Here is a 12997-nt window from a genome sequence, read left to right on the forward strand (position 1 = left end):
GAGCCTTGGATCATAACAACGAATGTTGCGCTCGTTGCGGTTTTAATCAAGAGGTTCCACAGGGTCATCTACCGGGTGCGCTTGAATAGCAAGTCCCAAACCCCATGCCCTAATTGATGACCACGCTTTTCGAACTTGGTTAGCGGACGAAAATCCGGTCTTGGTGAATAACCGTTATCGGTGGCCATGTTCTCGAAACCTTCTGCTGAGTTCATCACTGCCAGCATCTGTTCGGCATAATTTTGCCAGTCAGTGGCCAGATGAATAATGCCACCGATGTCCAGCTTGGGACGGATCGACTCAATAAAAGCGGGTTGAATCAGGCGGCGTTTATGGTGACGCTTCTTGTGCCATGGGTCCGGGAAGTAAATCTGTACCCGTGACAGGCTACCATCGGGTACGCAATGCTTCAGCACTTCAATCGCATCGTCGCAATAAGTTCTCAGGTTGTGGATACCCGCCAGACGGGCTTCATTAAGAAGGCTACCGACACCCGGGCGGTGTACTTCAATACCAATAAACTGCTTATCGCTCTCCTGTGTAGCCATGGTTACCAGGGAATGCCCCATACCATAGCCAATTTCCAGAACCCGTGGTGCTGCATCTGTAAAAGCATTCAGGAAACCCTCTGTGCCTTGCTCCAGAGTCAGTCCCCAGTCCTGCCAGCACTCATCCCAGCCTCTTTGCTGGCCCGTGGTCATCCGACCCGCACGGAGCACAAAACTCTTGATTTGACGCTTGTGGAGCGTTTCCTGATGTGAGCCTTCAGCCTCATCGGCCGGTTTCACAGTATTGTTCATGGACATCTGAGTTGGTAGAAAATAATCGGCGTAAGATACTGCTCAGGGCGTAAAATGCAAATTTTAGAGGCAGTCTATTCTCAGACAGCCTTTCAGGTACCGTAATAATCTCTGGCGGCAAAAAAGGCCAATATCAACCAGCCAAGAATGAATGAAATACCACCAAACGGTGTAATCATCCCCAGCCAGCGGATGCCGCTTAAACTCAAAAGATAAAGGCTTCCTGAAAACAGAACAATGCCCACAGTAAAGAGGCCAGCGCTCCACTTCAGCTTTTTTGAGTCCGGGTAATTTGCTCCCAGTAAGGCAACAAACACCAGTATCAGGCTGTGGTAGAACTGATAGTCTGCAGCGGTCTGGAAAGTGTCCATCGCCCGCTCAGAGAGAACGCCCTCCAGCGCATGGGCGCCAAAGGCGCTCAGTGCCACGGCAGTCATACCACTGATGGCACCAACCAACAGGGCATTCATGATTTATGCATCCCTGGCAGATGAGTTGCACTGTCAGCCGCTAACAACAGGCCTTCCTGGAAATAGCGTGAGCTGGTTTCAAACTCATCAAGGTGTGCCAGCAGGTGACCCAGTTCGTTATACACATCAACACTTTTCCGGAGCCTGAGGCTGGCTTCAAGATACTCCCGGGCTTTACCCCAGAGTTCCTTGCGCAGTGCCAGGCGACCAAGCGCCAGTAACAGTTCAGGGTCATTGGTCCGCTGGTTGAGCAGTGATTCGGCAAACAGCAGTTGCTTTTTCAGGTCTCTGCCCGGTGTCTTGCCATAAAGGCGGATCAATTGCTCGCTGTAGCAGTGATGAAGATTTTCCCGCAGCAGCAGCTCAGTTTTCCCCTCGGCACCCAGCCGTACCAGACAGTCACAATAACGATAGAGGATAACCGGATCCTTCCTCTGACTGTGGCTCAGGCCGGACCAGATATCATCAGCCGGTTTGGTTTTCTCTTCGCTGGAGACACGGTTTCGACCATAGTTATAAGCCTGTTCGAACAGCGCTTTGAATGCCTGTTGTTCCAGTTGGTGGTATTCGTCGTCCTTAATCACTTTTTGCTTACGCAGTCTGGGCAGCAGTTTTTCCAGTGATTGCCAGTCATTCAGACGGATATATACCTGCTTGAGCATTTTCAGGATATAGCCATGACGAGGATACTTCTTGTGTAGATGGGTCAATGTGGCCAGCGCCTGTTCCAGGTGGTTACTGGCCAGTTGCAGTTGTGCCTGGGTGATACCAATCGCCATTTCTGCACCCGGTGCTTTGCGGTCAGCCTGTCTTAGCCAGTTAGCACTGGCTTCATGATTTCCTGCTTCATGGGCTGCCCTGGCGGCGGCCAGGTAGTTGATTAACGGTGATTCACTACTTTTCGCCGCCTGGCCAAGGAGTCGCTCCGCCTTTCGCCAGTGACCTTTGGTAAACTCAGCCAGACCACGATCAAACAGTTTCCTGGCTTTGGCTTTTCGGGCTCCCGTTGACAGTGGGTAGATAACACTGAATGTGCCCAGCAGTAACCGACCCATTATCACCGCCAGCCAGACCAGGCCCAGGGAAATGACAACCAGCAGCAGCAAACCCCAGAGACTGCTTTCAAAGGTCATCTCATCGTAAGCAATCAGCACATAACCATGGTCATTGACCATGATATTGGCCAGTAAAAAACAGGCAGAAACAATGGTCAGGAACAGTGCAAACCCTTTCATGAAATTTGCACTCCCTGTTCAGCAGGCTGATGCGGCTCTATCAATGGGGGACTGCTTTTCCCATCATCGCTTCCGGGTGATGCTGGTGTCCCCTGGTTTTCTTCCGGCTCGCTGGTTGAATCGCTTTCCGGTGGTGTGGGAGCGATAGTTGAGCTGGACTGGAGCTCTTTCAGTGCCTCCAGAGAACGATGAATAGTCGGCATGTCGGGGGTTATAGAGAGCCCCTCCAGGTCAGCAAGTTCGCTGGCCAGCTGATTGCTGACGTCACCACCGAGCATGAAATAGCGATTCAGCCAGTCACTGGTTTGCCTGAGACTGGTCTGATAAATCGACTGCTGCCCTGTTATCAGCGCGAGCTTACTCTGTTCGATCAACATCAGCATCTTCTGACGGATTAACTGATCCTGTTCCGGTGTCAGCAATACATCGATGGGTTGCTCCCGCTGGGTATTAATACGGAACAGGCTGGTGAAACGGTGCCAGGTGTCCAGCAATATGGCCTTAATGGTTTCCTGCCAGGTTCTGTCCGCTGGCGGGTTGGCTTCATCAGTGACCGTTGATCCGGGTTTCAAGGCAGTGGCCACATCGGCAATATGGCCATCATCCAGGATCACAAGCGCGGGGATCAGATCGGCAATGGCCTGAAGTCGCAGCCAGATGCCTTCCTGATTCACCAGGGTGGTGGCTTTCAGAACCGCTATATCTTCTGCCAGGGCTTCTCTGACCGGAAAGAGAGCGTAGTCATCCAGTTGCCCCAGTACCTGCTCTGCACTGGCCATAAGCTCAAGGGCTCCGGTAATATCGTTGACCGTCAGCAGCCGCTGATTGGCAAGGCGCAGAAGGTATTCGACTTCGGCAATACGCCATTGGTTGCGTGTGGAGCCTTCAAGTTCCCGTACTTTGCTGGAAAGGGTATCAACTCGGGACAAAAGTCTGGCTTCCCGTTGTTGCAGGGCTTGCAACTGTTCTTTGTGTTGCTCAATATCAGTGGCGGTGTTTTGTGCCACCGTTGTCAGCCTGGCCTGTTGCCGTGCAATCTGTGTCTGCAGCTGGTCCATTCCCTCAAGAAGAACCGGCTGGCTCTGTTCCAGCGTCATGGCACGCCAGCCGATGTAGCCGCTGAGGCCAAGGGCACAGGCAGATATCAACAGGGCAAAGCCTGCCAGGCCTTTCCCTGAACCTCTGGTTTGGTTCTTTTTGGCGGCTTGCTGTTCTGAATGGGACTCTGTCGCTGAATGGATGTCGGTTTTCTGCTGAACATCTTCAGGGGTATTTTCTGGTAAACGGTCTGTGTTCTGGTCTGTATCGCTCACGCTTGGGCCTTCCGATTGTTCGGGAGTGAAGTCTGAGAGAGTGTCTCCCTTGTTTTTCTGTCTCTAAAAGGGCACTTCCTTCAGGGAACCCGCTCATTTTTCACAAGAGGCAGATTTGGGCCAATGCTTGCAACATCATCTCGTTGCTGGCGCCACCGGTATTGGTTACCTGCTGGAAACCCAGGCTATGGGCCTGTCTGGCAACCCGTTCACTGGGAACAAGTAGCCGGTAGTCAGCTCGATAGGACATGGGTAAGTAGTACCCAAGGTTTGTCAGGGTTTCTCCACTACCACAGAGAATGACATTGATTGAATGGCTTTCCAACTTTTTTACCACCGCATTGCGCTCATAGGCGGGGCAGGAACGCTGATAAACGTCCAAAGTGTGGACACTGGCACCGGCATTACTGAGCTGTTCCTCCAGTACCTGTCGTCCCCCCACTCCTTTGATAATCAGGACCCTCTTATCCTGCATATGGTTAAATGATTCCAGAGTAAGAAGGGCTTCACTGTCTGCGCCGGTGTCTGAATATTCAGCCTTGATAGCAAACTGCTCAAGTTCAGCTGCTGTGCTGCTGCCAATGGCAAACCACCGGCAGTGAAGCGGGAGCTGTGGCCAGTATCGTTCGATCAGCTCAACGCCTTGGCGGGCAGCCGGACGGCTGGTAACAATAACGCTGTCAAACTGGTCGAGCATGAGCAGACAGTCTCTCATTGTCTGCGTTTCTGCCAGGGCATCAATACCCAGCATCGGCATTGGCCAGGCTTGGCCATTTGCCGCCCGGATTGCCTCTGTCAGTGTCTGGGCCTGAGGCTCAGGACGGGTTACCAGTGCTCGGATAGGTGACAGGTTCATGGTTCTCTAACTACCTGGTATTCAGTGATGAGACAGCTCAGCAAGTATTTTATCCGCACCCTGTTTCAGGAGCGATTCCGCCACCTGAATACCCGCCGACTCATAATCTCCAGCGGCACAGGTCACTTCACTGCGATAGATGGTCTGACCATCAGGGCTGCCGACCAGGCCTCTGAGAAATAGCCGGTCTCCGTCCAGTTCTGCAAATCCGCCAATAGGGACCTGACAACCACCATTCAGGCGTTTGTTCATGGCACGTTCAGCACCCACCCGGATTGCCGTGTGTTCATCGTGCAAAGGGGCAATCAGTTGCCTGGTTTGCTCGTCATCCAGACGCAACTCAATACCGACAGCACCCTGTCCGGCAGCTGGCAGGCTCAGAGTGGTATCCAGGTAACTGCGAATGCGGTCAGCCATCGCCAGCCGAATCAATCCTGCAGCTGCCAGTATGATAGCGTCATATTGGCCGTCATCCAGCTTGGCCAGGCGGGTATTGACATTACCCCGCAGAAACTGAATCGTCAGATCAGGACGGGCGGCCAGTATCTGACACTGTCGGCGCAGGCTTGAGGTACCAACAACGGCGCCCTGAGGCAGCTCGTCCAGAGCGGCATAGTGATTGGAGACAAAGGCATCCCGTGGGTCTTCCCGCGGGCAGATAACCCCGAGCCCAAGACCTTCCGGAAACTCCATGGGGACATCCTTCATGGAATGCACCGCAATATCGGCGCGACCTTCCATCAGCGCATTTTCCAGCTCTTTGACAAACAGCCCCTTGCCACCAATTTTCGCCAGTGGAGCGTCCAGAATGCGGTCGCCCTGACTGGTCATTTTAACCAGTTCGACCTGAATATCCGGATGATGGTACTCCAGCTGCTGTTTGACATATTCCGCCTGCCACAGGGCAAGGGCGCTTTTACGGGTGGCGATACGAACGGTTTTCACAGGAATGACGGCTTCTATTGTGCAAATTAAGGAACAGTCCTAAATTAACTTCCCGGTTTAGAACTTGATCTCCATTCATCCTGAGCGGAGTCGAAGGGTGACAGGCACAATGCGTGAGCCCGGAGTCCACGCCCTTCGAAGGCTCAGGACGAACGAAGTTTAGAGCCTGAGAAATACGGAAGTTATTCTCGGACAGCCTCCCAGGTGCCAGCTATTGGCAAACAGACTGCTGGCAAAACAGTTGTGAGGGATAATACGACAGACCGGCTTTAAGAGACAGCCTCTAAGGTTGCTGAGTCAGGGAGGGAGGTCAGGCATTAGTGCCTGACTATAAAGATTGCATGATTTTCTTAATCAGGGGCACATGACGTCGGCTGATGGACAGTGGCTGTGGCACTTCCCTGAGATGGATAAAACAGTGCCCCTTATCATCCCGGGACAGGCTTTCAATGGCATCACGACGCACCAGCGCATTACGGTGAATTCTGACAAAGTGCTGGCTGTGGTCTTCTTCCAGGGTTTTGAGCGAATCATCGATCAGCACTTCACCATGACGATGATGAACCGTCACATATTTATTATCCGCCATAAAGTAGAGCACATCATTCAGGGGAACCAGCTCAATACCGCGCAGTGTTCTGGCGGCGATATGGCCCTGCTCTTTATGCTCTGACAGATGGTCGTTCAGCCAGGCCAGTTGCAGACGATTCACTTTGCTGGCACGTTGTAATGCCTGGTTCAAGTGGTCCTGACGAATCGGTTTCAGCAGATAACCCACGGCCTGGGCATCAAACGCTTCAAGGGCGTGATTGTCATAGGCGGTACAGAAAACCACTGCCGGTGGTTTGTCCATGGAACTGATATATCTGGCAGCCTCCAGACCACCCATGACGGGCATGCGAATGTCCATCAACACGATATCGGGGTGGTACTGGCTGCACAGGTCAATGGCATCCCGTCCATTGCTGGCCTCATGTTCAAGCGCCATAAAGTTATCAATCCGGCCAATCAGGTGTCTTAGCCGTTCCCGGGCCAGTGGCTCGTCATCAACAATCAGGACATTCATTATTCAGTGATCGGTTCCAGTCAGTAATTTATCAACTTTTTTTATCAGCTTTGGTAATCAACAGCGTTGTCCCATCGGCAGGGATAGTGCACCTGCGCTGTGTACCATTTGACACCGGAATGCTCCCGGATATCCGTGGTCAGGCTGGCTTTGTTGCCATAGAGCATGGCCAGACGGGAGCGGATATTGTTCAGGGCAATCTGATTGCCGTTTGAGATGGTCTCAGTATATGGCATCGGATTTTCTACAGAAATCTGAACCGTTTGCTGGTCAATGTTGATGCTGATGGTAATGCAGCCACCGGCTTCCAGCGGCTGAATACCATGGTAGACGGCGTTCTCCACCAAAGGCTGTAAGGTAAAGGGAGGAATAGACAGCCTTTGCGGAAGTTCACCAACCAGCCACTTGACCTCAAGGCGGTCACCCAGCCTTTGCTGCTCGATTCTCAGGTAACTTTCGCTGATTTGTATCTCTTGCTGGATAGGTACGACAGCACTCTTGTTCTGACCGGGATTATTCAGGCTGGCTCTGAACAGATCTGAGAGGTCTTCCACTGCCTGCTCTGCTTTTTCAGGGTTGACCTGAATCAGGCTGGCAATAATGTTCATGGAATTAAACAGGAAATGCGGACGCATAGTCGCCTGCAATGAGTCGAGGCGGGCATTGTGGATAACGTGTTGCTGCAAGTTGACTTCGTACTGGATGTAGAAATAGCGCAGCAGCATGGCCGAGATAATCAGTGCCGCCAACAGATTGCGGTTGACCTGTTGCCAGTCAGGGGCAAAGTGGATAGGAGATAGTAACACTTGAGAGAGCAAAGTAAGCAAAAGCGTAATAATCTGAACACCCAATAGGGAGATCGTTACCGACTGCCAGGTGGGAAGCTTCTTTAAGAAAGGCCTGGCCAGATAGAGAAAGGCACTGCTGGAAAGCACAATCCACTGAACAAACAGTGACAGCATGGCCAGTCGTGTCCAGCTGAAGTCGATATCGCCGGGCAGGGCTAGCACCTGAACCAGGACAAAGAGTTCCGAAATCAGCACCAGCATAAACACCGACTGACCTGACCCAAGGTCGGGTAGAAAAAAGTCATCTTTGCTGTGCTGGGCGATGTGCTGAGTTTGGATCATAATGCGAAGGCTCTTGTTCTCACCTCTATGGTGAGAACCCATAATTCCTCAGGGACTGTTTATCTCAGGCAGCCTCTCAGAAGTAAGAGGCGATTCATTATTGTTATCGGAAGCCTGTCTATTCTCTTGCCCGGAAGGAGTCTGTGAGCGATGCAATCAAGCCATGACACCGATATAATGCCATCGCTCTCAACGCTTCAATGCCGGATCGGTGTTTGTTGCACGTTCGTCTTTAAAAAATGAGAACCGAGTGGGGAAGAGATCAATGTCGGCAAGCTACTCAGCAGATCAGGGTAAAAAAAGCAGTAACCACAGTTCTAATAAACAATGGGGTGGACGTTTCAGTGAAGGCGTCGATGCCTTTGTTGCCCGTTTTACCGCTTCCATTGATTTTGACCGACGCCTTTATCGCCATGATATTCAGGGGTCAATGGCCCATGCACAGATGCTGCACCGGGCGGGTATTCTGAGCGAAGACGAACTCAATGCCATTATCTCCGGCCTGGAAGGTATTCTTGAGGATATTGAGCAGGATCGCATTGACTGGTCCATTGAGCTTGAAGATATCCATATGAATATCGAGGCTCGCCTGACCGACCGTATCGGCGCTGCCGGCAAAAAGCTGCATACCGGGCGCTCCAGAAATGATCAGGTTGCTAGCGACATTCGTTTATGGCTGCGTGATGAGATTGACGCTATATCCGCAGAGCTCAAGCGCCTGCAGCACGGGCTGTTGTCTGTTGCCGAGCGTGAAGCCGACACCATCATGCCGGGTTTCACCCATCTGCAGACAGCACAGCCTGTGACCTTCGGTCACCATCTTATGGCCTGGTATGAGATGCTGTTGCGTGATCATGAGCGCCTGCAGGACTGCCGCAAGCGCGTTAATATCAGCCCCCTGGGCGCTGCCGCACTGGCAGGAACGACCTACCCTATCGATCGGGAGTATACGGCTTCTGCCCTTGGCTTTGATCGTCCTTCCCGCAACTCTCTGGATTCCGTCAGTGACCGGGACTTTGCCATTGAGTTCTGTGCAGCCGGGGCCCTGATCATGACCCATTTGTCACGCATGTCTGAAGAGCTGGTACTCTGGACTTCAGCACAATTTAACTTTATTGATCTTCCAGATCGCTTCTGTACCGGCTCTTCCATTATGCCGCAGAAGAAAAACCCGGATGTGCCCGAACTGGTCAGAGGCAAAACAGGCCGGGTAAATGGCCATCTGGTGTCATTGCTGACCTTGATGAAATCCCAACCGCTGGCTTACAACAAAGACAATCAGGAAGATAAGGAACCACTGTTTGATACGGTGGATACCCTCAAGGATTGTCTGCGGGCGTTTGCTGATATGGTGCCGCATATTCAGGCATGTAAAGAGAGCATGCTGGAAGCGGCTCGCAGAGGTTTCAGCACCGCTACCGATCTGGCGGATTACCTGGTGCGCCGTGGAATGCCATTCAGGAATGCCCATGAAGTGGTGGGTAAGGCCGTGGCCTTTGGTATTCAGCAAGGTCGCGACCTGTCTGAGATGACGCTGGCTGAGCTTCAGGTTTTCTCTGATACGATCGAGCAGGATGTATTTGATGTCCTGACGCTGGAAGGCTCAGTAAGTGCTCGTAATCATCTCGGTGGCACAGCGCCAGAGCAGGTCAGGCAGGCTGTTTTAAACGCCCGTAAAATGTTGTAAAAGGTCTTAAAGAAGGAACCACAAAGGCACAAAGTTTTTCTGGGATCTGCCTGAGCTTGGCAAAGCAAAAGGTTTCCGTCGTGTCTTTTTGGTTCAAATTCAGGACTTTTTGCAGCAACCCCGGACCGTGAACGAGAGCTTCCTTTGTGTCCTCGTGCCTTTGTGGTTCAACCTTGTTATCAGACTCTGTTGTTTATCATGAGCTTGTTGTTACACCAGATTGTTCTGCGCCAGGCAGAACGTTCGCCTTCCTCAAAAGCCCTCGGCTGCAAAGACCAGTGGTTTGATTACCAGACGGTTTCCCGACAGATTCGTTCGGTTGCCGCCGGGTTGCAAAAGCTGGGTCTGACGCAACATGAACGGGTGGCGATCTACCTGCCTAAAACGCCGGAAGCGGTCTTCAGCTGCTTTGCTGCAACGGCAGCCGGTGGCGTCGTGGTACCCGTCAATCCGGTGCTGAAAGCGCCCCAGGTCTTTCATATTCTCAAAGACTGCAATGTTCGTGTGCTGATTACTAACAAGGCGCGCTATCAGCAGCTGGAAGCTGAAATTCACCAGTGCCATGACCTTATTCATGTGATTCTGGTTGATGGTGACCTTGCAGATGAGAATCCGGTTAATAATCTCCTGCGTGACAGTATTTTTGTTAATCAACATTCCGCCAACACAATGAACTGGGCAAATTTCCTCAAGCCCTATGCCTGGTGGGAACCGGTGTCGTCCATTGATGCGGATATGGCGGCGATTCTTTATACCTCCGGCAGTACAGGAAAGCCCAAAGGCGTTGTCCTGTCACACCGTAATATGGTGACGGGTGCCAGCAGTGTTGCACAGTATCTGGGAAATACGCCGGAAGATCGCCTGCTCTGTGTTCTGCCCTTCAGTTTTGATTACGGTTTCAGTCAGCTGACAACGGCATTTCTGGTGGGTGCCAGTTGTTATCTACTGGAATATCTTCTCCCAAGGGATGTCATTAAAACCATCGAGAAACAGCAGATCACCGGGCTTGGCCTGGTGCCGCCACTCTGGGTTCAGATAGCCGATTTGCCCTGGCCACAAGGAGCTGGTGACAGTCTGCGTTACTTTACCAATACCGGTGGCGCCATGCCGACGGCCACGCTGGCTGTACTGCGCAAGCGTTTTCGTTATGCCAAACCTTACTTGATGTATGGTTTGACCGAGGCATTCCGCTCCTGCTTTCTTCCTCCCGAACAGATTGATTTACGACCCGGGTCTATGGGTAAAGCCATTCCCAATGCGGATGTGATGGTGATCAATGAGCTGGGTGAGATCTGTGGCCCCCATGAACCCGGTGAGCTTGTGCACCGTGGTGCCCTGGTCAGCATGGGATACTGGAATGATCCGGAGCGAACCGCTGAACGTTTCAGGCCTGCACCCTGTGCCATACCGGGAATTCCGGGCAAAGAGCTGGCTGTCTGGTCCGGCGATATTGTTCGTAAAGACGACGATGGATATATTTATTTTGTGGGTCGTCGCGACGATATGATCAAAACATCCGGTTATCGGGTCAGCCCAACGGATGTAGAAGAGGTGGTCTACTCATCCGGGCTGGTGGCAGAGGTGGCTGCCATTGGTGTCCCGCACTCCCGTTTGGGGCAGGCCATCGTTCTGGTGGTAGTGAGCAGCGACAGCGGTGAGATCGATGAACCCTCATTGATCCGCCATTGCCAGCAATGCCTGCCCGCCTATATGGTCCCCATGGGCGTTATTCAGCAAACTGCCCTTGCCAGAAATCCCAATGGTAAAATTGATCGCCAGCCATTACTGGCAGAATACCGGAGGCTTTTTCAGGAGGAGGCACCTGTTTTGTGAATGATCTTGTGAAGGAGAAAATGAGTAAAGGACATCACCGACTGGCCAGTCTTCAGTCCAAGGATAATCAACTACTGATTGCCGGGTATACCGCTGCTGATCTGGTGACTATTGTCGGCTCTTCACCGTGCTACATCTACGACCGGCAGGCCCTGACGCAAAGAGTCGCTCAGTTTCGTCAGCAGATGCCAGCAGAACTGAAGCTTCACTACGCCATAAAAGCCAACCCAATGCCCGCCGTAGTGAGCCATATGGCACAGTGTGTGGATGGGCTGGATGTTGCTTCCCATCAAGAAATGCTGGTTGCCCTGGGCGCAGGTATGGCTGCGGCCAATATCAGTTTTGCCGGGCCAGCAAAGGGAGAACATGAACTGAGAGCCGCCGTTGCGGCGGGCATTACCATCAATATCGAGTCCCCCCTGGAGTTACAACGGCTGTACCTCTGTCATCAGCAGATGGGTATTCGCCCCCGCATAGCATTTCGGGTGAATCCGGACTTTGAGTTAAAGACCTCCGGTATGAAAATGGCGGGTGGTCCCAAACAGTTTGGTATCGATGATGAACAAATGCCGTCTATTCTGGCGGAGCTTGATTTGGATAAACTGGACTTTCAGGGGTTTCATATTTTCTCTGGCTCGCAGAATCTCAAAGCAGAGTCTCTGATTGAGTGCCATCAGCAAACCTTTGAACTGGCCGCAAAGTTGGCTGGTCTGGTTGCTGCCCCGGTGAGGCATATCAATATCGGAGGTGGCCTGGGAATTCCCTATTTCCCCGGAGAACAGACGCTGGCAATGGAAGGTATTGCAGAAAACCTGCAGTACCTTCTGGATCATCGTCCAGAGTCGCTCAAGTCATCAGAGATTGTTATGGAGCTTGGTCGCTGGCTGGTGGGTGAGGCGGGTTATTATATTTGTCAGGTGACGGATAAAAAAGAATCCCGTGGACAGGTTTTCCTGATGACCAATGGAGGACTGCACCATCACCTGTCAAACTCAGGCAACTTTGGCCAGGTAATCCGTAAAAATTACCCGGTTGTTCTGGCGCATTGTCTTGACAGTGAAGAACAGGAAGTGGTCGAGATTGTCGGACCGCTCTGTACGCCTCTGGATGTTGTCGGGGCAAAGCTGGCATTACCAAAGGCAGCGGTGGGAGACTTTATCGTGGTTCTGCAGTCGGGCGCTTATGGTGCAACAGCCAGCCCTCAGAAGTTTCTCGGGCATCCCGAAGTGGTGGAGTTGTTATTGTGAGCAGGGCCAGGCCGGAATCATTCTGGCCTGGAAATCACTTGGGCAATCAGGCACCTGCCCCAACAGCGTCTATATAGGAAAGAACAGAGCCAACGGTTTCGAAGAGTTCTGCATCCAGATCATCGTCATTGACGGCAATGCCAAAGGTTTCTTCCATTGCCGCAATCAACCCAACCACGGCCATGGAGTCGAACTCCGGAAGGGCTCCCAGCAGTTCAGTCTGTTCATTGAACTCACTGGTATCCAGCTTGAGAAGATCTGCCAAAATGGCGTTTATTTGTTCCAGCCTGGTCATTTATCATCCCGAGGGTTAAAAATCGCCAACTTTAGGCATTTTCCGTCTATGGCGCAACTGTGGTCGTTAGCAAAAACGTCGTAAACCCTCGCCCAATGCGGGCGGGGATATAAGACGGGA

General features: G+C 52.2%; 12 protein-coding genes. 3 read left to right on the forward strand and 9 right to left on the reverse strand.

Going from position 1 to position 12997, the window contains the following annotated elements; translation table 11 throughout:
* Positions 1-68: 68 nt before the first annotated feature.
* The 8 genes from trmB to KDK15_RS00185 all read right to left on the reverse strand — a co-directional run bounded on the left by trmB (position 69) and on the right by KDK15_RS00185 (position 7815).
* Positions 69-800, reverse strand: coding sequence for a tRNA (guanosine(46)-N7)-methyltransferase TrmB (gene trmB / locus KDK15_RS00150; protein WP_257293345.1), 732 nt, complete (start codon positions 798-800; stop codon positions 69-71).
* A gap of 92 nt (positions 801-892) precedes the next feature.
* Positions 893-1270, reverse strand: a complete 378-nt coding sequence (locus KDK15_RS00155; protein WP_257293346.1) for a DUF423 domain-containing protein — start codon at positions 1268-1270, stop codon at positions 893-895.
* The gene (locus tag KDK15_RS00160; protein WP_257293347.1) at positions 1267-2505 is read right to left on the reverse strand and encodes a heme biosynthesis HemY N-terminal domain-containing protein; all 1239 of its coding nucleotides are present in this window, start codon (positions 2503-2505) and stop codon (positions 1267-1269) included. Before KDK15_RS00160 ends, KDK15_RS00155 begins: the two co-directional genes overlap by 4 nt.
* Complete coding sequence (locus KDK15_RS00165; RefSeq protein ID WP_257293348.1) at positions 2502-3818, reverse strand: uroporphyrinogen-III C-methyltransferase; 1317 nt, start codon at positions 3816-3818, stop codon at positions 2502-2504. Before KDK15_RS00165 ends, KDK15_RS00160 begins: the two co-directional genes overlap by 4 nt.
* Before the next feature lie 100 nt (positions 3819-3918).
* Positions 3919-4674, reverse strand: a complete 756-nt coding sequence (locus tag KDK15_RS00170; protein WP_257293349.1) for a uroporphyrinogen-III synthase — start codon at positions 4672-4674, stop codon at positions 3919-3921.
* A 21-nt stretch (positions 4675-4695) separates the two neighbouring features.
* Entirely contained in the window at positions 4696-5619 is a 924-nt protein-coding gene (gene hemC / locus KDK15_RS00175) for a hydroxymethylbilane synthase (RefSeq protein WP_373691307.1), read from the reverse strand.
* 328 nt (positions 5620-5947) lie between these two features.
* Complete coding sequence (locus KDK15_RS00180) at positions 5948-6685, reverse strand: LytTR family DNA-binding domain-containing protein (RefSeq protein WP_257293350.1); 738 nt, start codon at positions 6683-6685, stop codon at positions 5948-5950.
* 44 nt (positions 6686-6729) lie between these two features.
* Positions 6730-7815, reverse strand: coding sequence for a sensor histidine kinase (locus KDK15_RS00185; protein ID WP_257293351.1), 1086 nt, complete (start codon positions 7813-7815; stop codon positions 6730-6732).
* Positions 7816-8080: 265 nt separating this feature from the next.
* Between KDK15_RS00185 and argH the strand changes: the two genes are divergently transcribed.
* The 3 genes from argH (at position 8081) to KDK15_RS00200 (ending at position 12582) form a co-directional block, all read left to right on the forward strand.
* Positions 8081-9502, forward strand: a complete 1422-nt coding sequence (gene argH / locus KDK15_RS00190) for an argininosuccinate lyase (protein ID WP_257293352.1) — start codon at positions 8081-8083, stop codon at positions 9500-9502.
* A gap of 198 nt (positions 9503-9700) precedes the next feature.
* Positions 9701-11335 (forward strand): acyl-CoA ligase (AMP-forming), exosortase A system-associated, encoded by a 1635-nt coding sequence (locus tag KDK15_RS00195; protein ID WP_257293353.1) that lies wholly within the window; start codon positions 9701-9703, stop codon positions 11333-11335.
* Positions 11336-11355: 20 nt separating this feature from the next.
* Positions 11356-12582: a pyridoxal-dependent decarboxylase, exosortase A system-associated gene (locus KDK15_RS00200; RefSeq protein WP_257293354.1), complete on the forward strand. Its 1227-nt coding sequence runs from the start codon at positions 11356-11358 to the stop codon at positions 12580-12582.
* A 46-nt stretch (positions 12583-12628) separates the two neighbouring features.
* On the opposite strand, the gene KDK15_RS00205 is transcribed toward KDK15_RS00200, so the two are convergent.
* A complete protein-coding gene (locus KDK15_RS00205) occupies positions 12629-12877 on the reverse strand; it encodes an acyl carrier protein (RefSeq protein ID WP_257293355.1) in 249 nt (82 codons plus the stop codon).
* Between the last annotated feature and the right edge of the window lie 120 nt (positions 12878-12997).

This window comes from Endozoicomonas sp. YOMI1 (genome assembly GCF_024606345.1).
Taxonomy (GTDB): domain Bacteria; phylum Pseudomonadota; class Gammaproteobacteria; order Pseudomonadales; family Endozoicomonadaceae; genus Endozoicomonas.

Excerpts from the sequence above, each read along its gene's own strand:
- trmB (WP_257293345.1), bottom strand. The coding sequence starts at position 800 with ATGAACAATACTGTGAAACCGGCCGATGAGGCTGAAGGCTCACATCAG.
- KDK15_RS00155 (WP_257293346.1), bottom strand. The coding sequence starts at position 1,270 with ATGAATGCCCTGTTGGTTGGTGCCATCAGTGGTATGACTGCCGTGGCA.
- KDK15_RS00160 (WP_257293347.1), bottom strand. The coding sequence starts at position 2,505 with ATGAAAGGGTTTGCACTGTTCCTGACCATTGTTTCTGCCTGTTTTTTA.
- KDK15_RS00170 (WP_257293349.1), bottom strand. The coding sequence starts at position 4,674 with ATGAACCTGTCACCTATCCGAGCACTGGTAACCCGTCCTGAGCCTCAG.
- KDK15_RS00180 (WP_257293350.1), bottom strand. The coding sequence starts at position 6,685 with ATGAATGTCCTGATTGTTGATGACGAGCCACTGGCCCGGGAACGGCTA.
- KDK15_RS00185 (WP_257293351.1), bottom strand. The coding sequence starts at position 7,815 with ATGATCCAAACTCAGCACATCGCCCAGCACAGCAAAGATGACTTTTTT.
- argH (WP_257293352.1), top strand. The coding sequence starts at position 8,081 with ATGTCGGCAAGCTACTCAGCAGATCAGGGTAAAAAAAGCAGTAACCAC.
- KDK15_RS00195 (WP_257293353.1), top strand. The coding sequence starts at position 9,701 with ATGAGCTTGTTGTTACACCAGATTGTTCTGCGCCAGGCAGAACGTTCG.
- KDK15_RS00200 (WP_257293354.1), top strand. The coding sequence starts at position 11,356 with ATGAGTAAAGGACATCACCGACTGGCCAGTCTTCAGTCCAAGGATAAT.
- KDK15_RS00205 (WP_257293355.1), bottom strand. The coding sequence starts at position 12,877 with ATGACCAGGCTGGAACAAATAAACGCCATTTTGGCAGATCTTCTCAAG.